Annotated in this window: 19 protein-coding genes; 12 read left to right on the forward strand and 7 right to left on the reverse strand. The window is 47.0% G+C overall.

Annotated features, from left to right (window positions below):
- Positions 1-14: 14 nt before the first annotated feature.
- From GO755_RS13585 to ileS, 3 genes are all read right to left on the reverse strand, one after another.
- A complete protein-coding gene (locus tag GO755_RS13585; RefSeq protein WP_157585576.1) occupies positions 15-2,339 on the reverse strand; it encodes a metallophosphoesterase in 2,325 nt (774 codons plus the stop codon).
- A gap of 91 nt (positions 2,340-2,430) precedes the next feature.
- Entirely contained in the window at positions 2,431-2,829 is a 399-nt protein-coding gene (locus tag GO755_RS13590; RefSeq protein WP_227686948.1) for a hypothetical protein, read from the reverse strand.
- A 287-nt stretch (positions 2,830-3,116) separates the two neighbouring features.
- Complete coding sequence (ileS, locus tag GO755_RS13595) at positions 3,117-6,521, reverse strand: isoleucine--tRNA ligase (protein ID WP_157585578.1); 3,405 nt, start codon at positions 6,519-6,521, stop codon at positions 3,117-3,119.
- Between the two features lie 196 nt (positions 6,522-6,717).
- Between ileS and GO755_RS13600 the strand changes: the two genes are divergently transcribed.
- From GO755_RS13600 to GO755_RS13610, 3 genes are all read left to right on the forward strand, one after another.
- Entirely contained in the window at positions 6,718-6,957 is a 240-nt protein-coding gene (locus tag GO755_RS13600) for a hypothetical protein (protein ID WP_157585580.1), read from the forward strand.
- A gap of 99 nt (positions 6,958-7,056) precedes the next feature.
- Positions 7,057-7,509 carry a putative toxin-antitoxin system toxin component, PIN family gene (locus GO755_RS13605; RefSeq protein ID WP_157585582.1) on the forward strand — a complete coding sequence of 151 codons (453 nt, stop codon included), beginning with the start codon at positions 7,057-7,059 and terminating at the stop codon, positions 7,507-7,509.
- A 124-nt stretch (positions 7,510-7,633) separates the two neighbouring features.
- Entirely contained in the window at positions 7,634-8,746 is a 1,113-nt protein-coding gene (locus GO755_RS13610) for a DUF2911 domain-containing protein (protein ID WP_157585584.1), read from the forward strand.
- Between the two features lie 109 nt (positions 8,747-8,855).
- On the opposite strand, the gene GO755_RS13615 is transcribed toward GO755_RS13610, so the two are convergent.
- Complete coding sequence (locus GO755_RS13615) at positions 8,856-10,262, reverse strand: OmpA family protein (protein ID WP_157585586.1); 1,407 nt, start codon at positions 10,260-10,262, stop codon at positions 8,856-8,858.
- Positions 10,263-10,499: 237 nt separating this feature from the next.
- Between GO755_RS13615 and GO755_RS13620 the strand changes: the two genes are divergently transcribed.
- From GO755_RS13620 to GO755_RS13635, 4 genes are all read left to right on the forward strand, one after another.
- Positions 10,500-11,918 carry a Gfo/Idh/MocA family protein gene (locus GO755_RS13620; RefSeq protein WP_157585588.1) on the forward strand — a complete coding sequence of 473 codons (1,419 nt, stop codon included), beginning with the start codon at positions 10,500-10,502 and terminating at the stop codon, positions 11,916-11,918.
- Between the two features lie 129 nt (positions 11,919-12,047).
- Complete coding sequence (locus tag GO755_RS13625) at positions 12,048-13,442, forward strand: putative oxidoreductase C-terminal domain-containing protein (RefSeq protein ID WP_157585590.1); 1,395 nt, start codon at positions 12,048-12,050, stop codon at positions 13,440-13,442.
- Positions 13,443-13,536: 94 nt separating this feature from the next.
- On the forward strand, positions 13,537-14,709 hold the full coding sequence (locus GO755_RS13630; protein WP_157585592.1) for a Gfo/Idh/MocA family protein: 1,173 nt from the start codon (positions 13,537-13,539) through the stop codon (positions 14,707-14,709).
- A 49-nt stretch (positions 14,710-14,758) separates the two neighbouring features.
- A complete protein-coding gene (locus tag GO755_RS13635) occupies positions 14,759-16,102 on the forward strand; it encodes a sigma-54-dependent transcriptional regulator (protein WP_157585594.1) in 1,344 nt (447 codons plus the stop codon).
- A gap of 14 nt (positions 16,103-16,116) precedes the next feature.
- On the opposite strand, the gene GO755_RS13640 is transcribed toward GO755_RS13635, so the two are convergent.
- Complete coding sequence (locus tag GO755_RS13640; RefSeq protein ID WP_157585596.1) at positions 16,117-16,818, reverse strand: NADPH-dependent F420 reductase; 702 nt, start codon at positions 16,816-16,818, stop codon at positions 16,117-16,119.
- A 139-nt stretch (positions 16,819-16,957) separates the two neighbouring features.
- Between GO755_RS13640 and GO755_RS13645 the strand changes: the two genes are divergently transcribed.
- A complete protein-coding gene (locus GO755_RS13645; protein WP_157585598.1) occupies positions 16,958-17,332 on the forward strand; it encodes a winged helix-turn-helix transcriptional regulator in 375 nt (124 codons plus the stop codon).
- A 95-nt stretch (positions 17,333-17,427) separates the two neighbouring features.
- The gene (locus tag GO755_RS13650) at positions 17,428-19,395 is read left to right on the forward strand and encodes a KUP/HAK/KT family potassium transporter (protein WP_157585600.1); all 1,968 of its coding nucleotides are present in this window, start codon (positions 17,428-17,430) and stop codon (positions 19,393-19,395) included.
- Between the two features lie 61 nt (positions 19,396-19,456).
- Here GO755_RS13650 and GO755_RS13655 read toward each other — a convergent pair whose 3' ends face one another.
- Complete coding sequence (locus GO755_RS13655; protein ID WP_157585602.1) at positions 19,457-20,383, reverse strand: sialidase family protein; 927 nt, start codon at positions 20,381-20,383, stop codon at positions 19,457-19,459.
- 317 nt (positions 20,384-20,700) lie between these two features.
- Between GO755_RS13655 and GO755_RS13660 the strand changes: the two genes are divergently transcribed.
- The 3 genes from GO755_RS13660 (at position 20,701) to GO755_RS13670 (ending at position 22,785) form a co-directional block, all read left to right on the forward strand.
- The gene (locus GO755_RS13660) at positions 20,701-21,093 is read left to right on the forward strand and encodes a RidA family protein (protein ID WP_157585604.1); all 393 of its coding nucleotides are present in this window, start codon (positions 20,701-20,703) and stop codon (positions 21,091-21,093) included.
- A 118-nt stretch (positions 21,094-21,211) separates the two neighbouring features.
- Positions 21,212-21,808 (forward strand): YdeI/OmpD-associated family protein, encoded by a 597-nt coding sequence (locus tag GO755_RS13665; RefSeq protein WP_317165864.1) that lies wholly within the window; start codon positions 21,212-21,214, stop codon positions 21,806-21,808.
- Positions 21,808-22,785, forward strand: a complete 978-nt coding sequence (locus tag GO755_RS13670) for a helix-turn-helix transcriptional regulator (RefSeq protein ID WP_157585608.1) — start codon at positions 21,808-21,810, stop codon at positions 22,783-22,785. Before GO755_RS13665 ends, GO755_RS13670 begins: the two co-directional genes overlap by 1 nt.
- 418 nt (positions 22,786-23,203) lie before the next feature.
- Here the strand turns inward: GO755_RS13670 and GO755_RS42315 are convergent, their stop codons facing one another.
- The gene (locus tag GO755_RS42315; protein WP_449448582.1) at positions 23,204-23,455 is read right to left on the reverse strand and encodes a hypothetical protein; all 252 of its coding nucleotides are present in this window, start codon (positions 23,453-23,455) and stop codon (positions 23,204-23,206) included.
- Positions 23,456-23,465 lie beyond the last annotated feature (10 nt).

The raw sequence follows: 23,465 nt of genomic DNA on the forward strand, positions 1-23,465 counted from the left end.
TAACCCGCCCTTTTCTACTGTCGCACAACCTTTCGGGTTATCTTATTTTGCCCAGCCTGAATAGTAAGCAGATACGTTCCTGCGGTATGTGGCATCGGGATCGTTTCATTCACAGATGAAACCGTACCGAATTGTTTCTGAAATATCGCCCGGCCCTGCAAATCACGAAGGCTTACACTGACTTCCTTTTTTTGCGTCGTCGTCAACTCCACATAGACAACTTCATGAGTTGGGTTGGGATAAACTCGTAGTTGTCCGCCAGAAAACTCTTCTTCGGCGGTGGGTAAAAGAACTGTTATTGACGCTTGGCCCGAAGTACTGCCTTTACCGCAACTATTTTCGACACTAGCTACGGTGTAGACAATAGATTTAGTCGGTTGGAGCGTCAGGGCTGTTGGCGTTACACTACTGGAGAAAGCCGTACCGTCGGATAGTGTTCCTTTCCAGGGGCCATCGCCCGTGAAACTGAGTGAGAGATTAATTGACTGTCCCTGCAATACAGTTGTCGAACCGGATAGGGTAGCCGTTGGTAAAGGTTTAACTGCAAATCCACCACTGGCAATAAGCTGTGCATAGGGAATACCGCGTGGCCTCACCTGCAACCGATAGCCTGCTCCGGGCACTAAATTGGCCGGAATCGTTGCACTTAATGTGTTGAGTGTGCCTGAGCCAACAATCTTTTCAGTAGTGAAATCACCCGATGCATCAGACAGCAGCACGTCATACTGCCAGCCAGCGGCTTTTGTCGTATTTTCGGGTATAGCCGTAACAGCGAAGGTACTGCCTACACAAACTGATGCATTGACTGATACTTTGGCCGTTAGTTTTGGGGGTTGCTGGACAGTGACAGTAAATTGATCGGTCAGGCACTGCTGATTGTCATTGACAACGACCGGAAATGTTCCTGCCTTATCGGCCACGTAACGAATCGTGCGGCCAGTCTGCCCTCCTGACCACCGGTAATCGCCAACCCAGGAAGCTGAAAACGTGAGTGTATCGGCAAATTCGGTTGTTAGTGACGCTGATTTATTCACGTTTTTCATGATCGTGAACTTGTCCTGTACCGAACCATCGGACATAACTAATTGCGCATCCAGGCGATTGTCGTTTACGTCCAAAAGCATTGATCCACCAAGAGTTGTGTTATTATAAACCGTAGCCGGGTGCGGGAAATCGACAGATTGGCCTCCTAATTGACCACCCGATCCATTGACAACATATACGGTGCCTTGCCCTTTGGTCAGAATAGGGCAGGAGTTTGCCGAACCATCGTAACGGGCAGTTGTATTTTCGACTAGATTTTGGCTTTTATCGTAGGTTTTTGCTAAACCACGTAATCCCTTAATTCGATAGGTTCGCTCATAGCCGTGGCTATGGCCGTTGAGGACTAAATCGACTCCATAGCGTTCCAAAATAGGAATTAGATTCTCGCGAATGAGTCGCATGGATTCCTCCGTGTCAGAATTGTGACCCCCTTTACTGTAAGGCGGGTGATGGAAAATGACAATTGTCCAGGGAAGCTTGTTGGCAGCAAGATCTTTTTTGAGCCATTGTACCTGCGTCGAGGTTGTATCATAAAGGCGATATTGACCGTCTGGCCTGCCTTGCGAGTCAAGCGAAATTAAATGCACATTGCCATAATTGCCTGAATAATACGATTTTGATCCCGAAGGTATGCCTCCGGCTTCGCCTTGCTGTGGGAATGAAAACAGGTTGAAGTAGGCCGTGTTGGTATTTGTTTCACTATCGGCATAATCGTGATTGCCGGGTGTAATAAATAGAGGTGTGTTGCGAAGTGTAGCTGCGTAAACCGGAAAGACCAATCGCTGATATTCTTCTTCGAATCCAAACGAATAAGCATTGTCGCCAAGCCACACCCATAAATCGACCGGGCGATTAGCGGTGGCGTTTCGGTAAGCTTGATACACATTTGTCTGGTTGTCATTACCACTGCCAAAATCACCTAATACCCACATCCGAAAGGGACGCGTATCGCCAGCGGGAACGGCAGTTTTAACGTAATAATCTGGGCCGGCCGCTAATTGTGTATCATCATAGCCAATGGCATATGCATAACGGGTTGCGGGTTGTAAACCTGTGAGCGTGAGGACATGTTCGAGGGTGGGCTGCGTTTCGCGAGTATCTTTTGTCAATTGGCTGGCAGATGGGCCAAACCATACTCGGCCTGTTGTGGGCTGATCTGTACGCCAGCGAACAACGACCGAGGTTGAGGTCAATACCTGTAAATAAGGCCCTCGGACAATAGTAGGTACTTGAGCTACAGTTTTCTGTACAAAAAAGAAAAGAAAAATGATAGCGAGTAGAAGTGTATTTTTCATGTGGTGAACTAGAAGTCCACCGTAAAATTACACCTACTGGTCGACAATTCCGCCAGTAGGTGTAATTTGTTAACAATCAGATAATTACTAATTATACTTTGTCTAAAGCCTGATGCATCTTCAATAAATTTCGAACGGGCCAGTCGCTCTGATTATAGGATTCCAGTTGTGCTGTCTTAACAAGCAACTTTCGTTCTGTACGTCGGCGTTCTTCGGGACTTAACTTTTTTAGATTGATGGGTAAATCATGAAGCGCCTGATTTAACTGGACGCAGGCGGTAACTGGTAGCGTAAAATGAGCCGCTAATCGCTCAACATCCGATAATTTCCAGAGATCGGGTTTACTGCGTCGATTCCGGATAGCGTTACCACTCAAGCCCACGGCAATTCCTAACTGCTCATCGTTGAGCGAACACTCACGCAAACGCCACATAACGGCCTGATAATTATTGACAAATGAGTGTAGTGTAGTTCGTAAATAGTCTATCAACGTCGTAAGATTTTAGGTGAATGCAGATTTAATTAATGCAAGCTGATGTTCTCTCAAATGGGCTAGTGATGTGAGTATGGCTGGCCCGCTTCAACAAATGGCAGCAAGGGAATTAACACAGCAATCAACTACTTACTCAATATTGCACATACAACATTCATGCCGTTGTGTACTTATTTTTCTATAGTGGGTAATATGCATGTTTAAAAAAAATAAATTCCATAAATAAAAAGTCACCCTATAATTTATATAGAGTGACTTTTTATTTATGGAAAAAACTATTGACGTTACACTCTGTCTACCTTAAGCCTTAATTGGAATTCATCCATTTCAATCTCAACAGCAGAGCCATTTAGATCACTGACTAAATCCAGTGAAACCGCCTGAACTTCCTGGCGGATATACTCCTGATTGCTCTCAATAGCTGTGGCCAGTGTTTCATCATTCCGCTCAAGTTCAATGCGAATTTTGTCGGTTACCGAGAAATCGCGGTCTTTACGCAGATTTTGAACACGATTCACAAAATCGCGGGCGATGCCTTCTCCGCGCAGTTCGTCTGTAACATTAACATCCAGCGCAACGGTTAAACCACCTTCACTGGCAACGAGCCAGCCTGGAATGTCTTCCGTTAGAATCTCTACATCGGCTAATTGTAAATCGTAAGCGCCTAGTTGTAAGCTGTTGGCTTCCTCCAGTTGCTTCAACTGCTCAGGTGTCATAGCGGTGATTACAGCCGCAACATCTTTCATCTGTTTCCCAAACTTGGGACCAAGGGCCTTGAAGTTTGGTTTTACTTTTTTCTTCAGAATGCCGCTGGCATCGTCGACAAACTCAACGGCTTTCACATTCACTTCCGACATAATTATCGGGCTTACGTGCTCAATTTGCCGACGCGTATCGGTGTTTAGCACCGGAACCAGTACGCGACTTAGAGGCTGCCGAACTTTTAATTTATGGCCTTTCCGCAAAGAATGTACCAAAGATGAAACTTGTTGCGCCAGTTCCATTGACCGTTCGAGTTCTGTGTCGATCAGGTTTTGATTGGCAACCGGGAAATTTGTGAGATGCACCGAAGCATCATTCGTGCCAATCCCTGTTAAATTTCGATAAAGCCAGTCGGCGTAGAACGGCGCGATGGGCGACATCAGTTGTGATACAGTTGTCAGACATTCGTGCAGTGTTTCGTATGCGGCCTGTTTATCGGTCGTTAACTCACCTTGCCAGAAACGTCTGCGTGATAACCGGACGTACCAGTTCGACAATTGATCATTCACAAAATCCTGAACGGCCCGCCCAGCTTTAGTCGGGTTATAACTATCGAATTGCTCTTCAACTTCGAGTACCAGCGATTGCAGCTTGGACAAAATCCAGCGGTCCAATTCAGGGCGTTGGGCTACTGGAACAGTACGTCCGGCAAACGAAAACTTGTCCAGATTGGCGTAGAGTGCGAAGAAGTTATACGTATTGGATAAGGTTCCAAACAACTTCCGCTGCACTTCACCAATGCCATCCGTATTGAATTTCAGGTTATCCCAGGGCTCAGCGTTGGTGATCATGTACCAGCGTGTAGCATCGGGACCATACTTGGCTAACGTAGCAAATGGGTCAACGGCGTTGCCCAACCGCTTCGACATTTTGTTGCCGTTCTTGTCCAACACCAACCCTGTCGAAACCACGTTTTTAAACGCTACCGAATCGAACAGCATCACTCCGATAGCATGGAGTGTGAAGAACCAGCCGCGTGTTTGGTCAACGCCCTCGGAGATAAAATCAGCCGGGAACGCTTTTTTGAAGATGTCCTGATTCTCGAACGGATAATGCCACTGCGCATACGGCATCGCTCCCGAATCGAACCAAACGTCAATCAGGTCAGATTCCCGCTGCATCACCTGGCCACTTTCCGATACGAAATACACTTCGTCAACATAAGGACGGTGAAGATCGTAGTCTCCCGACGCAAGTTTCTGCAGAAACTCGCCGTTCTTCGCTTGCTGCTCAGCCGTCAGTTTGCCAGATTCCTGCGCTTTCGCGACATGTTTCTTCATGTCGTCAACTGAACCGATGCAAACCTCTTCGCCTGTTTCGCTTCGCCAGATGGGTAATGGTGTCCCCCAGAAACGGCTACGACTGAGGTTCCAGTCCACAAGATTTTCGAGCCAGTTGCCGAAGCGACCTGTGCCCGTACTTTCGGGTTGCCAGTTGATGGTTTTGTTCAGTTCAACCAGTCGATCTTTCTTCGCCGTTGTCCGGATAAACCAGCTATCGAGCGGATAATACAAAATCGGTTTATCCGTCCGCCAGCAGTGTGGGTAAGGGTGTTCATATTTCTCAACCCGGAACGCTTTGTTTTCTTCTTTCAGCTTGATCGCGATGAGCACATCGGTCGGTTTGAAATCAGGGTCTTCACGTTCTTCGTCAGAGTAATACTCTTCTTTCACATATCGTCCGGCATAATCTGTGATTTCATCCACAAACTGGCCGTGTTTATCCACAATCGGTACATCTTTTCCCGTCTCATCCTTGACCATGATCGGCGGGATACCCGCAGCTTGTGCTACCCGAAAGTCATCGGCACCAAAAGTAGGCGAGGTATGAACAATCCCCGTACCATCTTCGGTTGTCACGAAATCGCCCAGAATAACCCGGAAAGCTGGCTTGTCTGGCTGCACATATGGCATCAATTGCTCGTATTCAATGCCTTCGAGATGCTGGCCTTTAAACTCAGATACAATGGTCCAGGGCGTTATTTTATCCGTAGGTAGGTAAGCATCGAAGGCAGGACTGTTACGCGAATCGACTTTGCCTTTCTCGTTCAACCAACGTCCCACTAAGTTTTTCGCCATCACCACATGCACAACTACATGTGTGTACGGGTTGATGGTTTTTACCATCACATAGTCTATGTTGGCACCAACGGTCAGAGCTGAGTTGGCAGGCAATGTCCAGGGCGTAGTAGTCCAGGCCAGGATATAGATGTCGGCATCGGCAGAATCGAAAAACAAAAAGCCCGATTTGCCGCTGGGTTTCACCTTAAACTGAGCCACAATAGTTGTGTCGCGCACATCTTTGTAGGTACCCGGCATGTTCAACTCGTGCGAACTCAGACCTGTACCTGCCTTTGGAGAATACGGCTGAATGGTATAGCCTTTGTACAGCAAGTTCTTGTCGTACAATTGCTTGAGCAAATACCAGACCGATTCAATGTACTCATTTTTGTACGTGACGTACGGGTTATCCAGATCCACCCAATAGCCCATTTTCTGGGTCAGGTCGTTCCACTGATCCGTAAACCGCATGACCGTTTCGCGGCATTTGCGGTTATAGTCTTCCACGCTAATACCGCCTTCCGACTCTGGTTTGCCGATGTGGTCTTTGGTAATACCCAATTCTTTTTCAACCTGCAATTCAATGGGTAGACCATGCGTATCCCAGCCGCCTTTCCGCTCGACCTGAAAGCCTTGCAGTGTTTTGTAGCGGCAGAAAATGTCCTTGATCGTCCGGGCCATTACGTGGTGAATACCCGGCGTCCCATTGGCTGAGGGTGGTCCTTCGTAGAACGTAAAGGTGGGTTGTCCATCGCGGATCGCCACCGACTGTTCAAATACCTGATTCTGATTCCAGTAAGTCAGTACCTCGGCTGCAATCTGCGCGTAGTCGAGGGACTCATATTGTTGGTACTTCACGCCTGGCATAATCGAAAAGCACGATTTATCTCCTGTCAGAACCGGAGCTTGTCGTGCGGTTAAAAAATAATTGGCAAAGATACGGAAATTTAGGGCATAGGGTGGGTCGCGAATGACTCCACATTTCTAGTTACCTTTGTATAAAGGCTGAACAAAGTATCTGGTTTATAACGTTCATAGTTCACAGGCATAGCTTTTTAGTTGTATGGAAAATAACCTGCATAGTCCACTTACTGAGCCTCAACTTGATTTACTGAAGATGTTTTCTCATAAGGTGGATGACGCCGATTGGGTGGCTATTAAGCGTATGATTGTTCATTATTTTGCTCAAAAAGCCATTGAAGGAGCCGATCAGGTTTGGGACGAGCAAAACTGGGACGATCAAAAAGTAGACGAGATTTTAAACACTCATTTACGGACGCCTTATAAGCCAGCCAGATACTAATTTCCATATTGGCAAACCTGTATTTTGTCATACATTTGCTCGACAAACACCAATGCCGACAAAGGGGCTGAAAGCAATGGGTAAGTTTGCTTAACAGCCATGTCATCTTTATTGGAATACCCTCAGGCAACATCTCTTAAAGTTGTCATTGATACCAACGTTCTGTTGGTTGCTATCTCCAGTCGTTCGCCTTATCACGCTATCTATCAGTCATTTATTAATGAGTTGTTCACGCTCTGCGTGACGACTGACATGTTGGAAGAATATGAAGAAATTCTAAACCAACGACTCGGCGTGGAGAGAACCCGCTACGTGTTAGAAACAATCGATAATGCACCTAACACATTGCCTGTCACACGATACTACAGATGGGAACTGATAACCGTCGATCCCGACGATAATAAATTCGTTGATTGTGCCCTGGCCTGTAATGCTGATTATATCGTTACAAATGATGGGCATTTTGGGGTATTGAAGACGCTTCCGTTTCCTAAAGTTAATATCATACCTGCCGACGAGCTGCTGAGTCTTATTGAGTCTATCAATTCGTAAGTTGTTGAATAAAAGGGCAGGACTAAACCGCTCATGTAATTCGCCTTGCCTGACCAAGGTACAAATCAGTACCTTGAAGCCTTATCAATCATTTATTTCCTAAACACTTATCAACAACTAAATCATGAAAAGAACTACGTTGCTATTCAGCGCATTTTGCCTGTATTTGAGTTCGTTATCGGCTATTGCTCAACTCAGATTTCCTGCGGATGGCGGGAATAAAAAAGCATCTGTAAGTGAAGATATTGGCATTACAGCCGTGACCATTCAGTACAATCGCCCGGCATTGAAAGGACGTGAGGGTAAAATTTGGGGTCAACTGGTGCACTATGGATTTAAAGATTTAAACTTCGGTACTAGTAAGGAAGCGCCCTGGCGGGCGGGTGCCAATGAGAACACGACCATTTCATTCAGCACCGACGTAACGATTGAAGGTAAACCCTTAGCCGCCGGAACCTATGGCCTGATGATGGGTGTGCAGGAAAATGATGTGACGGTTGTTTTCTCGAAAAATGCCAGTTCGTGGGGTAGCTATTTCTATGATCCTAAGGAAGATGCGCTACGTGTTACGGTGAAGCCAATCAAAGATCAGCCAACCGTCGAGCGGCTTAGGTACGAGTTTATGAATGAAACCGATAGTTCAGCCGTAGTTGCGTTGCTCTGGGAAAAATGGGTAATTCCGTTTACCGTGAAGGTTAATCTGGTGCAAACCCAACTGGTGTCACTACGTAACGAGCTGCGGGGCGAAAAAGGCTTTAGAGCCGATGCCTATCAACAAGCGGCTGCCTATACCGCCGACCATAAAACGGATCTTGAAGAAGGCCTTCGCTGGGCTGATTATTCGATTAATGGCCAGTTTGTGGGCGAAAAGACGTTTGGCACGCTAAGTACCAAAGCGCGTATACTTACCCTGATGAATCGAAGTGCGGAAGCTGATGCACTCATGAAAGAAGCAATACCGCTGGCCAGCTTGCAGGAGTCGTATCAATATGGTCGGCAACTCATCGGCCAGAAAAAATCAAAAGAAGCATTAATGCACTTTCAGGAAGTAGCGAAAAAATACCCGAACGTATTCATCTCGGATATGGGACTGATGCGGGCTTACTCAGCCGTTGGTGATTATAAGTCGGCTACGGACTGGGGCAAAAAAGCACTCGCACTCGCTCCGGATGCAGCTAATAAAGCCAATGTGGAACGGTTACTCGGCGTGTTGAGTCAAGGGAAAGATGTGAATTAATATCACCTCACCCCCAGCCCCTCTCCTAAAACAGGAGAGGGGTGAAAAATAGGGTAATTGAGTTCCCCCTCTCCTGTTTTAGGAGAGGGGGTAGGGGTGAGGTGAACACTTAAATCGCCAGAATCACAAACTCCACCCGGCGGTTGACCTTCCGCTCTTCATCCGTTCCTTTAGTTAGAATAGGTCGTGTGTCACCGTAGCCCACGGTTTGGATTCGGTCGATGTCGATGCCTTTCTGAACCAGATAGCGCTGACAGGCAATGACCCGGTCGCGGGAGAGTTGCAGGTTTTTGTCGTGGTCACCTATGATATCGGTGTGTCCTTCGAGTCGGATACTCATATTTGGATTGTCCTGCATCATGGAAACCAACTTGTCTAACTCAGCATAGGAGGCTGAGAGCAGATCCGATTTCGACATCTCGAAATAAATGTTCTTCAGCGTTACTTTATCGCCCACGGCTAAGGGTGTGAGCGCAATATCTCGTGTGAGTTTTTGACCGCCGGCTATTTTGCTTAAATCCAATACACCACTAGCCGACTGATAGCCTCGTGCCGATGCGATATAGGTGTAAACCTGACCTTTTTGCAGACTCATTCTGTAGGCTCCAGTTGAGGCAAAACTCTGCACAGAGTCGATAGCCTGCTTGCTGGCCGAAAGTTGATAGTCGATCGTGGCTGTAACGGGACGCTTGTTTTTTGCATCGCTTACGATGCCCGATACGTTCACAATCGTGATTACGGGTGTTGGAGCAGGAGTCGGTTTAGTTTTTGGAGACTCCATTTCACCACCCGATTCGCCCGACGGAGCTGGAGGTAGATTTGTTTTCTTTTTGGGAAGGTTAGGTACGGGCGTTGGTTTTTGTGCTGGCTTAGTTGGGGGATTATAAACGATTGGGTCGGCAGGGTTATTGACGTAGAGGTTGTAGATATTCCAGCAAACGATCTGATCATAGTCGTTGCATTCAAACAAATCAAAATTTTCCAACCCTTTGTCTAATCGCTCAAAATAGAGTGTGAATGTGACTTTATCGCCAGGGAGCGTGGTTATTCCTTCTTGAATTCTTTGGCCATTTCGATCGAGTTTAGGAGTTATTGATTTCAAGGGGATGCCCTCAGCTTTGAGGAACCCAAACTTCCTGGCTCCATTCGCAGCTACCAGTTGCCCGGCTGGATCGAATTCAATGAATTCCTGTCCCATTAGCTGGCCATTTCGGTCTCTCTGGGGCTGGTTTGTATTGACAAATGTCAGATTCAAAATGGTGTAATCCTTTGTCAGGCGAATGCTATTGACGGTTACACCAGGATCGGCGGATCGACCAGACCCCGGTTGAGTACCTGAATTGGGGTAATTACCCGACTGATTGCCTGAGTTTGGATACGTATCATCGGGCGATTGCTGCCCACTGGGTGGGTATTGTTGCCCACCACCCGACGGGTAACCGGATGGATAAGAGCCAAACATACAGGATGAAGTAAACCCGGCCAGAAAGAGGAAAAGGAAGAAGCGTTGCCGCATAAGTACAAGAAACAAATAGTTAATAATCAAGCAGTAAAGAACGGGAAATTCAGTTGAAACAAAATCCGTAGTTATCGCTACGTTAGTTATCGGTATGAGACGGTGAGAGGGGTAGAATAGTGACAGAAAAGAGGTATAATCTTTAGCTGGGCAAGCGGTTTACAGGTAAAAAGAATAGTAAAAATCACTACGCCAGATCTTCTGTAGCATATGAATCGTCCCTGAACCTTGCCGATTATGTCAACTGAAAAAAAATCAACTGTCTCCCGGAGAAAATTCATTGATCTGGCAGCTAAAGGTACCCTCGCATCATCTGCAATCATCAGTGGTTTTCCGACGATTGTACCCGCTTCGGTATTTGGTAAAAATGCCCCCAGCAACCGAATCAATGTGGCCGCTATTGGTACCGGACGTATCTCCCGTGGGCACGACATGCCGGGCGTTTGGCAGTACGATAACGCACTCATTATGGCCGTTTGCGACCTGGACAGCAAACGGGCCGAAGAAGCGAAGCAACTCGTTAATGGCGTGTATGCCAAGAAAACAGGTAAGGATAATTACGATGGCGTTCGGGCTTATACCGATTATCGCGAATTGTTACTCAATAAAGATATTGACGCTGTCATTGTCAGCACCCCAGATCACTGGCACGCGCCTATTGTGATTGATGCTGTTCGGGCTAAGAAGGATGTTTATATGCAGAAACCTGCGTCGCTCACCATTGCCGAAGGACGCATGATGGCCGACGCGGTGAAACAATCTGGTCAGATTGTGCAGGTGGGCAGCCAGCAACGCTCGTCGGAGCAGTTTCGATATGCTGCCGAATTGGTACGTAATGGCCGGATTGGCGAGTTGAAAACTGTATATGTTGGTCTGCCGGGTGATCCATCGGGCGATGAAGAACCGCAAATGCCCGTCCCGAAAAACCTCAACTACGACATGTGGCTCGGCACAACACCCGAAGTGTATTATACCGAAAAACGGGTGCATCCGCAGGTTGGTTATGACCGTCCGGGCTGGTTGCGTTGCGAGCAATTTGGCGCAGGTATGATTACCGGCTGGGGTGCGCACCACGTTGATTCAGCGCACTGGGCTATGGATACGGAACATACTGGCCCGATTGAAATATGGGGCCACGCCGATTTCCCAAAAAGTGGTTTGTGGGATGTACATGGCATCTTCAAAACCGAAGCCATGTATGCGAATGGCGTACACATGATCGTAACCAACGAAATAGCTAACGGCATTCGGTTTGAAGGAACAAAGGGCTGGATTTTCGTTTCGCGGGGTGATGCGGCTGTGACGGCCAGTGACCCGATTGCCAAACAAAACGCGGCCAAGAAACTCGATGCCAGTGATCCAAAAATCCTGACGTCGGTTATTGGACCCAACGAAACTCACCTGACTGTCAGCAAGGAGCATCACGGCAACTGGCTGGAAAGTATCGTAAGCCGAAAAGAACCCATCGCTCCTGCCGAAGTGGGCCACCGTTCGTGCTCAGCCTGTTTGTTACATCATGCAGCCATGAAACTGAACCGCAAACTGTATTGGGACCCCAAGAAGGAACAATTCAAAAATGATCCCGAAGCCAACAAACTCCTATCGCGTCCGCAACGGGCACCCTACGCGATTAAAATGGTAGCGTCAGCCAAATAATCTTAATTAATTAGTTAAACACGGAGATAACGGAGGTTTTCACGGAGAACATAGAGATTTCTATTTGTATTTTATTCCCGTGTTCTCCGTGGAAACCTCCGTTATCTCCGTGTTTAAAAAACCATGTCAATGAAGTTATACCCCACCGTTGGTTGCCTACTTATGGCTGCATTGATTACTGCCTGTCAGTCATCGAAGAATGAAATCGATACATCAGCGATCCGCCTGATTACCTTAGATCCCGGCCATTTCCATGCGGCACTGGTTCAGAAAATCATGTACGAGGGCGTCGATTCGGTTGTGCATGTGTATGCTCCCGATGGCCCAGATTTACAACTGCATCTCGATAAAATTGAGGGCTACAACACCCGTGCCGAAAACCCAACCCATTGGAAAGAAGAGGTGTACAAAGGCACCGACTTTTTCGATAAGATGATCGCCGACAAAGCTGGTAACGTAGTGGTCATGGCAGGTAACAACCGCCTGAAGACGGACTATATCCAGAAAACAGTTGGGGCTGGCTTCAACGTACTAGCCGATAAGCCAATGGTAATTAGCGCGTCGAACTTCGACCAGTTGAAAGAGTCGTTTGCTACTGCTGAAAAAAACAAGGTGATGCTTTACGACATCATGACAGAGCGGTACGAAATTACGACCATGCTGCAACGGGCGTTTTCGCAGCAAGCGGAAGTGTTTGGTACGTTGGAAAAAGGTACGCCTGAAAATCCAGCGGTTACCAAAGAAAGTGTGCACCATTTTTACAAGAACGTATCGGGTAGTATCCTCACTCGTCCGGCCTGGTTTATGGATGTGGCTCAGCAGGGCGAAGGTATAGTAGACGTAACCACTCACCTGGTCGATTTAGTGCAATGGGAATGCTTCCCTGAGCAAACGATTGATTATCAAAAAGACATCAGTCTGACATCGGCACGTCGGTGGACGACGGACATGAGTCTGAGCCAATTTAAGGCGATAACCAAACAGGATGCTTTCCCGGATTACCTCAAAAAGGACGTAGTGAAAGACAGCATTCTGCAGGTGTACAGCAATGGTGAAATCAATTACCAGTTGAAAGGAGTACACGCTAAAGTATCAGTTACCTGGGCTTACAAGGCACCCGAAGGCGCGGGCGATACACACTACTCCATCATGCGTGGCACCAAGGCTAACCTGATGATCCGACAGGGAGCAGCTCAGCAATACAAGCCAACTTTATACGTAGAGGCTGTTGGGGGAAACAAGGGTTTGGAAGCTTCGCTGAAGACCGTTCTGCCCACCATTCAGAAAGAATTTCCGGGTGTTGAGGTAAAGAAAATAGCTGCCGGTTGGGAAGTTATTATCCCGGAAAAATACAAAGAAGGTCACGAAGCGCACTTTGGTCGGGTTGCCCAGAAATACCTGGATTATCTGAAAGCCGGTAGCCTACCCACCTGGGAAGTCCCAAACATGATTGCCAAATACTACACGACCACACAGGCGCTGGAATTGGCCAGAAAATCTAAAGGTGCAAGAGCGAAAGAGTGAAAGAGCGGGCTGGTATTTTAGTAATTGCCTGATTATTAAATTGTTTCATTTATTCTCCTCTCTTGCACTCATTCACTCTTTCGCTCTTTAAAATATGAACTCACCAAACGCCAATCGGCGCAACTTTATTAAAGAAACCATCAGCACGGCGGCTGGATTGGTTGTATTGCCCTCTCTATCAGGCGACCTGATCGGCGCGCCCGCTATCGTACGTGCCGAATCGCTGGGAAGTGATTCAGTACCGACCGGTGCCGCTCGAATTCGTTTTGCTGTCATTGGCATGAATCACGGCCACATTAACAGTCAGGTTGGGGCTGTTACTCGAGGTGGTGGCGAATTTGTTTCCTACTACGCCAAAGAGCCTGAACTAATGGCGGATTTTGCCAAACGCTATCCACAGGCAAAACAGGCGAAAAGCGAGGCTGAAATTCTTGAGGATAAGACCATTCAATTGGTTCTCAGTGCAGGCATCCCCGTTGACCGTGCTCCGCTCGGCATTCGGGTCATGAAGGCTGGAAAGGATTATATGTCCGATAAACCCGGCATCACGACTCTCGAACAATTGGCCGAAGTGCGTAAGGTTCAGAAAGAAACCAAGCGTATTTACTCGATCATGTACAGCGAGCGGTTTGAGAATAAGGCGACCGTTAAGGCGGGCGAATTAGTGCAGGCCGGTGCTATTGGTAATGTGATCCAAACTATTGGCTTGGGGCCACACCGCATGACGCCCGCATCGCGCCCGCCCTGGTTCTTCGAAAAGAAAGAGTTTGGTGGAATTATCTGCGACATTGGTTCCCATCAGTTCGACCAGTTTTTGTTTTTTACCGGCTCGAAGAAAGCAGACGTTGTTGCTTCACAGATCGGCAATGTTCATTTTCCGCAATACCCAAATTTTGAAGATTTTGGCGATGTGATGCTACGTGGTGACGGTGGTATGGGCTACATTCGGGTTGACTGGTTTACGCCCGATGGGCTGAAAAGCTGGGGTGATGGACGTCTAACTATTCTTGGCACCGAAGGCTTTATCGAGCTGCGCAAGAATATTGACCCGGCCGGACATGAGGGTGGTAATCACTTGTTTATCACTGATAAGAAAGAGACCCGGTATATCGACTGCAACAAAGAATCTTTGCCCTATGGTGAGCAATTGGTAAACGACATTTTGAATCGAACAGAGACCGCCATGACGCAGGAACATTGTTTCCTGGCTACAGAACTGGCATTAAAAGCGCAAAAACAGGCGCAAATCGTTCATCTTAAGAAATGAGACAGTAGATTTGGGTCTGGCATGGGTAAATGCCCGCGTCAGACCCAACTTGGCTGCTACTATTCTAATTATCGACGACGAGTCGCGGTTGCGGCAGCTTCTGGCCCGCATCCTGCAACTAGAAGGCTACACGGTGCTGGAAGCCGAAAATGCCCGTGCAGGTCTTAAAATTCTCGAACGGGATGATATTCATCTGGTCATCAGCGATGTAAAATTGCCGGATAGAAACGGTATTGAACTATCGGCCCAGATTAAGCAACTCTACCCGGCTACCGAAATCATTGTGCTGACTGCTTACGGCACCATTTCGGATGGGGTGACAGCCATTAAAAATGGCGCGTTTGACTACATCACCAAAGGCGATGATAACGACCGGATTATTCCGTTGGTGAGTCGGGCAGTTGAGAAAGCAACCCTACAGTTCAGGATTAAACAATTAGAGCAGCGTGTAGGCCAACGTTATGGATTTGATGGCATCATTGGTCAGTCAAAATCTATTCAACAAGCTATTGGCCTCGCCCGAAAAGTAGCGGTCACGGATACCACCGTATTATTAACGGGCGAAACCGGTACTGGAAAGGAAGTCTTCGCACAAGCTATTCATCAGGCCAGTCCCCGCCGAACAGGACCCTTTGTAGCCATCAACTGTGGGGCATTGGGTAAAGACATTCTCGAAAGCGAACTCTTTGGTCACCGTGCTGGCGCTTTTACCGGGGCTAGTCGCGACCAGAAAGGGCTATTCGCCGAAGCAGACAAAGGCACCATTTTCTTAGATGAGATTGGCGAAATGCCGCTCGACCTACAGGCCAAACTACTACGTGTGCTCGAAGCCCATGAGTTTCTGCGGGTGGGCGATACCAAGCCAACCAAAACGGATGTGCGCGTTATTGCTGCCACCAACCGAAGTTTAGAGGAAGAGGCCAATGCTAATCACTTTCGACTGGATTTATACTACCGTCTGTCGGTGTTCAGTATTGAGTTGCCTCCCCTGCGCGATCGGCGCGACGACATACCGACGCTGGCTGGCCAGTTTGCTCAACAAGAAGCGACTAAAGTAGGTAAACGGACTATTCGGCTTAATCCTGGCTTTGTACAGAAACTCCAGCAACACAGCTGGAAAGGAAATATTCGCGAACTAAAGAACGTCATCGAACGAGCGGTAATCCTGGCCGACACGCGCGATGACGGAACAACCGAACTGACAACCGATCTGTTACCTTATGATATGCAGGACGGTGTACTGCTCGCTAATCCAGCTGCCATGGATTTAGCTACTGTTGAGCAACAACACATTCGACGAGTTTTACGCCATACCAACGGCAACAAAGCAGAAGCCGCCAGGTTGCTGGATATCGGCCTGACGACCCTTTATCGTAAACTGGGCGAACAGTAATCAGAACTCATTTACTAGATAGGCTGACCAATGTTGATGTGAAAATTAAACATGGGTGTTTTCAACGTACTATAGAGTCGTACCCAGATCGGTAACAGCATTTCGGTAGCGCGCGCAGTTGTCAGATCACCCAGGTCAATAATATTGGCCTGTTTCCAGCCAAAGGCTTTTAAGAATTCGATGGTTTCCTCCTTGGCCCGATTGTCGTTGCCACTAACAAAAACCGTGTGTTCGCCAGGTAGCAATGCTGGATTCACCATGAGACTGGCATTCATGGTATTTAATGTTTTTACGACGTTTAGCATCGGGAAAGCCCGTTGAATTTCTTCCGCTAACGAATTTGTGTTGCAAACCGACAGAGAAGGAGGGAAGCCATTCGAAAAATCGAGCGGATTGGCTATGTCGATCAGCAATTTTCCTGACAGGTTTTCTGCGCCAGCCAGGTTTAATACGTCAATAGAAGCATCTCCTTTCGTACAATTGAACAAAACCGATGCCTGTTGGGCGGCTTCGGCAAAGGTGGCCAGGCTAATGGTTTCGTGCGCTTTTAACCAAGTGCTGAATGGCGGATTGCCATACGGACCTGGTGCTGTTTTGGACAACGTATCGACTACGTCGCGAGTGCCAATCGTAACACTGTATCCTAAGTTGGTCAGTCGTTCGGCAAAGGTTTGCCCTACGACACCGGTCCCTAAAACGGCGATTTTCTGTTCCATATCTGAGGTTGATTTGTACTATAAAATTTATAGTTGCAAACCTATTTATAGCTTTTTAGCTTCGCAATAACTATCAAAAATGGTAGTACCGAAATTTTTCAATTAGTTCAGGCAATAGGCCAGATGGTGAACATAGAATATGAAATTAAATGATCAGGAAGTTGCTGTTGAACTGAATGGGAAACGCTACCACTGCGCAATGGACATCACTATGGATTACATTGGTGGTAAGTGGAAAACGGTTGTGCTCTGGTATCTGCGAAATGATAAAAAACGATTTGGCGAACTCCGAAAACTCATTCCGCAAATGACCGAGCGAATGCTTAGTATTCAGTTGAAACAACTGGAAGAGGATGGATTGATCCGACGAGAAGTATTTACCGATAAGCCACCTCTAAAAGTAGAATATTCGTTGACTGATTTTGGCCTGTCGCTCCTTCCCGTTCTGGATGCGGTTGCTAAGTGGGGTCGTGAGCTAGGCCAATCGAACGGAAAGCTGGTGGAGATTAATTAGCGGAGATCGTCAAGATTAAATAATGTGTAAAATAAGCCAAAACAACGAAGGTGTGCTGTAGTTTTGAGGGTAACTAATTCTATCCGATTGGCTTCATGTCTACATCTCATTCGTCAATAAATAAAGTCTCTGCTCAGGGTTTATTGGTCGCCATCGGCATTGTGTTCGGTGATATTGGTACGTCGCCCCTGTATACGCTGGCGGCTGTTACGCGTGGTAAAGACCTGACCGAAACGCTGGTGCTTGGTACGTTGTCATGTGTGATCTGGACGCTGACCTTGCAGACAACAATCAAGTATGTAATTATTACCCTCCAGGCTGATAACAAAGGAGAAGGAGGTATTTTCTCTCTGTACACACTTGTTCGGCGCTTTACCGGGAAGTGGTTGTTGTATCCTGCCGTAATTGGTGGCTCGTTTCTGCTGGCCGATGGTTTGATTACCCCGCCAATTTCGGTCTCTTCGGCCATTGAAGGGCTGCTCATTTTTTACCCCCACCTCGATACCGTTCCCATTGTTATCGGGATTCTGATTGCTCTTTTTGTGAGCCAGCAATTCGGGACACAGCAATTAGGAAAGCTCTTTGGGCCAATCATGCTGGTCTGGTTCACGTTTATTGGGGTGATTGGTTTTCTGGCCTTGCTGGGGCAGCCATCCGTTCTGAAAGCAATAAATCCCGTCTGGGCTTTCCGGTTAATAGCTGAATATCCGGGCGGATTCTGGTTGCTGGGGGGCGTCTTTCTCTGCACAACTGGAGCTGAAGCGCTCTATTCCGACATGGGCCATTGCGGTCGAGGTAATATCCGGGCCAGTTGGGCCTATGTCAAGTTAACCTTGTTGCTATCGTATGCCGGTCAGTCGGCCTGGCTGATGCAGCACCTTGGCAATCGCGTTGGTGAAACCAGCCCGTTTTATTCCATCGTACCGGCCCCGCTGGTTGTGTTCAGTATTGGGTTGGCAACCTTAGCGACCATCATTGCGTCGCAGGCACTCATTAGCGGGTCGTTTACACTGGTAGGGGAGGCTATGCGACTGAATCTGTGGCCTCGTCAGCGCGTCGTTTATCCATCCGATTTCCGTGGGCAATTGTATGTGCCCTTCGTCAACTGGGGCCTCATGACGGGTTGTATTCTGATGGTGCTCCACTTTAAGGAGTCCAAAAATATGGAAGCGGCTTTTGGATTAGCTGTTACGCTTACCATGCTGATGAGCACAGTGTTGATGAGTACCTATCTGCGCGTAAAGCGTTTTAATCCTATATTGATCGTTGTCATTACAGGCGTATTTCTGGCTGTAGAAACTACGTTCCTGAGTGCCAATCTGGTGAAGTTTGAAGAAGGCGGCTGGATTTCGGTAACGATGGGGCTGATACTGATGGCCATGATGCTATTCTGGTATCGGGGCGAAACCATCAAAGCACAACTCATTCGCTACGATTCTCTGCCCGACAATCTGCCGCTATTGAAAAAGCTGAGTAACGACTTTGAGATTCCCAAATTTGCGACTCACTTGGTCTACATGACCACTGCCGAAGACTCCCGTAAAATTGAAGCTGAAACACTGTATTCAATCCTGAATCGAGCGCCCAAACGAGCAGATATTTACTGGTTTCTTCATGTATGTGTTGAAGATGAGCCTTATGTGATGCGTTACAAAGTGGACATGCTGGCTCATGATGATGTTTATTTTATTACGTTTTATCTGGGCTTTCGGGTGCAACCGCGTATTAACCTGTTGTTCAGAATGGTGGTGGAAGATATGGTGAAAGGCAAAGAAGTAACGATCGACAGTCGTTATCAGTCGCTCAATATCCATCGCGTTCCAGGTGATTTTCGGTTCGTACTGTTTCGGTCATTTCTTTCGTATGAGAATGATCTGCCCATTGGTTCTCAATTGATTATGACGGGCTATTTCTTCCTCAAGTCTATTGCATTGCCTCCCCAGGCGGCTTACGGTCTGGATACAAGCAACGTTGTCATTGAAGATGTACCGTTAGTGCTAACTCCGCCGAATAACATCCGACTCGTGCGTGTGAAGCCCAAACACGAATCTTCAGCAGAGTAGTTGCTGACCATATCCACCACTTGAGATACTTTTAACCGCGATTGCTAGTTAATCATACTGTTCAGCATCCTCCATCTCTGGGGATGGCATAAATCGCGTTGCCTGAAACAGATAAATTGAAGACCTTATTTTCGATTGAAGGCAGCAGCAGTTTCCATGTTTTTCCCTGGTCAGATGATCTGAAAATACCGTCAGGATGACCACAAAAGAAGTATTCGCCAACCTGAATAATTGAGGCAATGGATGCGGTCGCCGGAAGGCCAGCATCAATGGATTGCCAGATTTTGCCGCCGTCGTAGGATGTTCGCACTCGTCTGGTCATCGACTCTGTATTGTACGTGATGGCAGCGAATCCGCCTTTGATGCGTTCTACAGCGATGCCTACACCGCCCTCACGAATCACCAAATCCCAGTTTTCACCATCATCGGTCGATCTTAATATACCGCTCTGGCTGGTCGCCATCAATACACCGTTTGACTCTACCAATTTCATCACCCAGCCTCCAGTATGGACTTGTTTCCAGGTTTCCCCATTGGTAGTGGATTTAAAAAGGCCGTTGTTGCAACCGATGAAAACGGTGCCTCCGGCAGTTTCAAAAACGGTGTTTACTCCTTTGTGTTGAAAATTCGTGTACGTAGGCGACCATACATTGCTGCGATGCTCGTTAGGGAAACTCTCTTTTTGCCAAAAAGGAGCTGTGGAAGTTGGTTTGCCATGATAGATCTCATTTCCAGCCCGTATATAAAGCTCTCTATCCTTTTCAATGATATCCTCCGCCTGCGCACCTTCAGGTAACCCTTCGCTAATGTCCTGCCATGTCTGCCCGCCATCCGTAGATTTAAAAACGATGTTTGCCGCTGCGGGCTTACCTCTTTTCTGTATTTGCTGACTATCTGGGTGAGGGAATGACTTTGGAAATTCTAACGCTTTATCTAACGCAAAGGAGAGTTGACAAAGGAGCAACAAAGCAAGGCCATAGCTATTCATGACTAGAATTGATTTGGTGAAACAACTACGTAAAAGTATTGATCCTCAACCGTCCTGAAGTTTTTTACTGGTAAAACATTGTAAACGATATGTAAAATGTTCGTAAAGCCATCGCTTGATCAATTGGCATGAGTTTTCTTATGCAGTAGCTGAACATCGGGGTGGAGTCCAATTGACGCCATTTCCAGTTAGCACTGTTGATTGCTTCTATTTTTTTTGAGTTGTCGAATCAGGGTATGACATAAGGCTGTCACTGATGGCCTTGACCTTTGTAAAAGCAAAATCAACTGCTCGTTTACACAATTCGAAAGATAACCATGCAAAAGACAACAATCGATCCTTGGGAGTGGGGTAAGTACACCAATTCAGCGCAAGCCGTTGAGGTCAAACAAATAGAAGGCACGCTGTACTGTTCTGGACAAGTCGCCATAGATGCCAATGGTGAACCTCATGTAGCTGATATGAATACGCAGTTTCTGCTGGCCATTCAGAATGTAGAGCGACTCATTAGTGATGCTGGCTATGCGACCAGTGGCATTGTAAGGTTGAATATTTACACCACATCAATGCAAGAGTTTTTTACTAGTTGTGTTGAAACGTATCAGACTTGGATCGTCCAAAATGGTATAAAGCAAGCGACGACTATGGTTGAAGTGAAAGGCCTGTATGGCGGATTATCAATTGAACTAGAAGCCACGGTAGTCAAGTAATTTCTTGTGTTTATGTCTTCTAAGAGAGCCCGGTTTCGGGCTCTTTTGCTTGGGTATTCCGTAGAAATCGCTCATAAATCCCGTTATTCATTGGATTCCTTTTATCAGCATGGCATTTGTGGAAAAAAATAAAAACATATTTAGCCCGGCCAATCGGCAGGAATGGAGACAATGGTTAGAAGAAAACCATTCCCGAGAAACATCGGTGTGGCTATTGTTCTACAAAAAAAGCGCAAAAATAGCTACTCTGACCTGGGCCGAAGCGGTAGAAGAAGCCCTTTGCTTTGGCTGGATCGACAGCCTGGCCAAACCCTTCGATGAAGAACGGTATATGCAGTTTTTTAGCCGACGAAAGCCCAAAGGTGTCTGGTCGAAAATCAATAAAGCAAACGTTCAAAAACTCATTGATGCAGGGCTTATGACAAAAGCCGGGTTTGATATCATCGAAGTGGCTAAACAAAATGGCTCCTGGACCATCCTGGACGATGTAGAAGAGCTCATTATTCCCGCTGATCTTGCGAAAGCCCTGGCTGATAAGCCCAATGCCAACGCCTTTTTTCAGAAATTAAGCCGGTCCGACAAACGAAACTTGCTACAGTGGCTGGTACTGGCGAAACGACCAGAAACGAGACAAAAACGAGTCAACGAGATTGTTACATTTACCGATCAGAACCTAAAGCCTAAAATCCTTCAATGGGCCAAGAAACCTGAATAATGACCGATCCTGAAATAAGTCGTCTTTCTCGTTTGGTAACCTTACTCACGTTACTTCAAACAAAGCGTGTATTAACGGCGACAGAATTAGCGCATCGCTTTTCGGTCAGTACCCGTACGATCTATCGGGATATTAGAACCCTTGAAAGCGCTGGTATACCTATCGTAACCCAGGAAGGGAAAGGCTATGCCATGCTGGAAGGCTATCGACTCCCGCCCATTATGTTTACTCGCGAGGAAGCGATTGCACTGCTTACGGCCGAGAAACTAGCTTCCAAGCTCACCGATACCGTAACAGCTCAACAAAGTGGCGCGGCTATGGATAAGTTGCGTGCTGCTCTTCGGTATTCGGATCGGGATTACCTCGAAACGGTAGCCCCTTACATACAAGTGCTGGACCCTATCAGTGTGCCAGAGCATCCCAATACGTACCAACAGTTGGTTACGGCAGTGACATCGCATCGGGTTGTCCGTATTGACTACCAGGCTGCCGAAACAGGCGAGGCAACTAGCCGGGAGGTCGAACCGATTGGACTGTATCTAAGTCAATACTGGTATTTAGTTGCCTTTTGTCGTCTGCGGCAAGCGGTTCGAAATTTTCGTTTGGACCGCATTACGAGCTTGGCGCTTCGAGATGAAATATTCCCAACACGCCCTGAAACATTAGAGCGCTATTGGGCCAATGAATTGAAACGAAGAGACCGAGAAAAGGTCATAATCAACTTCAACCCTACGGCAGTATCTCCTGCTCAGGTCCAGCATCTACACGATACCAAACATCAATATGGTTGGGTACATGAGCAGCTTTTACCAGATGGTAGCTTGGAAATGCTGTTTTTAGTAGGTTCCCTTCCCTATATAACCACGTGGCTATTACCCTATGCGGGTGCCATTACGGTTGTAGAGCCATCTGCCCTACGTGAGCATTTATCCGAGTTGGCCAAACGGGTCTATGAATCCTTTTATAGTACCGAGTAGAATTGTGATTACTACAGGCTATTGTCCCACAAAACGCACACGTTTATATGGCAGTAACCAGCCTTCTTAGCTTATCCCTTTTTGATCTGTAAACCCGTTTTAATTAACTTTTTGCTTCTCCTGGATTTCCCCAAAGGGCAGAATACCTTATCAGTTTGAAACGTCAACCCTTCCAAAATGGAAAGGTTGACGTTTTTTTTGACCTGTCTATTTGTAAAGGAAAAATATTAAATATATGATAGTCAATGGATTATTGTTGATTTTCTGCCTTCCAGGTTGATCTGGACTATTTCTTGGCATAACCCTCTGCGAACGTTTTTAACAAACTAATTCTCATGGGTACACTCCTGCTCCTCGTTGCGTCAGCCCTGCTTTGCTTCGCTGCTTTTTATAAAGCCATCGACTGGTTCGAACGTATTTAAAGGTGAAAGAGCGAATGAGTGAACGTGTGCAATAAAATGCCAGAACCACTCATACTCTCCATTTCGCTCTTTCGCCATTCACTCATTCGCTCTTTAATCATGCTCACATTCCTGTTTATCGTCTCGCTGCTGGTTTTCGCGTACATGCTATATGTATTGATCAAACCAGAAAAATTCTGATTTAATGGAGGAGGATTCCACTGGAATCCCCGCCTGATCTTTCGCTCCGCTTCGCGGTCCGATTTCACTCTTTCGCTC

Origin of the sequence: Spirosoma arboris, assembly GCF_009754945.1 — a bacterium.
Classification (GTDB): domain Bacteria; phylum Bacteroidota; class Bacteroidia; order Cytophagales; family Spirosomataceae; genus Spirosoma; species Spirosoma arboris.

Excerpts from the sequence above, each read along its gene's own strand:
- GO755_RS13585 (WP_157585576.1), bottom strand. The coding sequence starts at position 2,339 with ATGAAAAATACACTTCTACTCGCTATCATTTTTCTTTTCTTTTTTGTA.
- ileS (WP_157585578.1), bottom strand. The coding sequence starts at position 6,521 with ATGCCAGGCGTGAAGTACCAACAATATGAGTCCCTCGACTACGCGCAG.
- GO755_RS13600 (WP_157585580.1), top strand. The coding sequence starts at position 6,718 with ATGGAAAATAACCTGCATAGTCCACTTACTGAGCCTCAACTTGATTTA.
- GO755_RS13605 (WP_157585582.1), top strand. The coding sequence starts at position 7,057 with ATGTCATCTTTATTGGAATACCCTCAGGCAACATCTCTTAAAGTTGTC.
- GO755_RS13610 (WP_157585584.1), top strand. The coding sequence starts at position 7,634 with ATGAAAAGAACTACGTTGCTATTCAGCGCATTTTGCCTGTATTTGAGT.
- GO755_RS13615 (WP_157585586.1), bottom strand. The coding sequence starts at position 10,262 with ATGCGGCAACGCTTCTTCCTTTTCCTCTTTCTGGCCGGGTTTACTTCA.
- GO755_RS13620 (WP_157585588.1), top strand. The coding sequence starts at position 10,500 with ATGTCAACTGAAAAAAAATCAACTGTCTCCCGGAGAAAATTCATTGAT.
- GO755_RS13625 (WP_157585590.1), top strand. The coding sequence starts at position 12,048 with ATGAAGTTATACCCCACCGTTGGTTGCCTACTTATGGCTGCATTGATT.
- GO755_RS13630 (WP_157585592.1), top strand. The coding sequence starts at position 13,537 with ATGAACTCACCAAACGCCAATCGGCGCAACTTTATTAAAGAAACCATC.
- GO755_RS13640 (WP_157585596.1), bottom strand. The coding sequence starts at position 16,818 with ATGGAACAGAAAATCGCCGTTTTAGGGACCGGTGTCGTAGGGCAAACC.
- GO755_RS13645 (WP_157585598.1), top strand. The coding sequence starts at position 16,958 with ATGAAATTAAATGATCAGGAAGTTGCTGTTGAACTGAATGGGAAACGC.
- GO755_RS13650 (WP_157585600.1), top strand. The coding sequence starts at position 17,428 with ATGTCTACATCTCATTCGTCAATAAATAAAGTCTCTGCTCAGGGTTTA.
- GO755_RS13655 (WP_157585602.1), bottom strand. The coding sequence starts at position 20,383 with ATGAATAGCTATGGCCTTGCTTTGTTGCTCCTTTGTCAACTCTCCTTT.
- GO755_RS13660 (WP_157585604.1), top strand. The coding sequence starts at position 20,701 with ATGCAAAAGACAACAATCGATCCTTGGGAGTGGGGTAAGTACACCAAT.
- GO755_RS13670 (WP_157585608.1), top strand. The coding sequence starts at position 21,808 with ATGACCGATCCTGAAATAAGTCGTCTTTCTCGTTTGGTAACCTTACTC.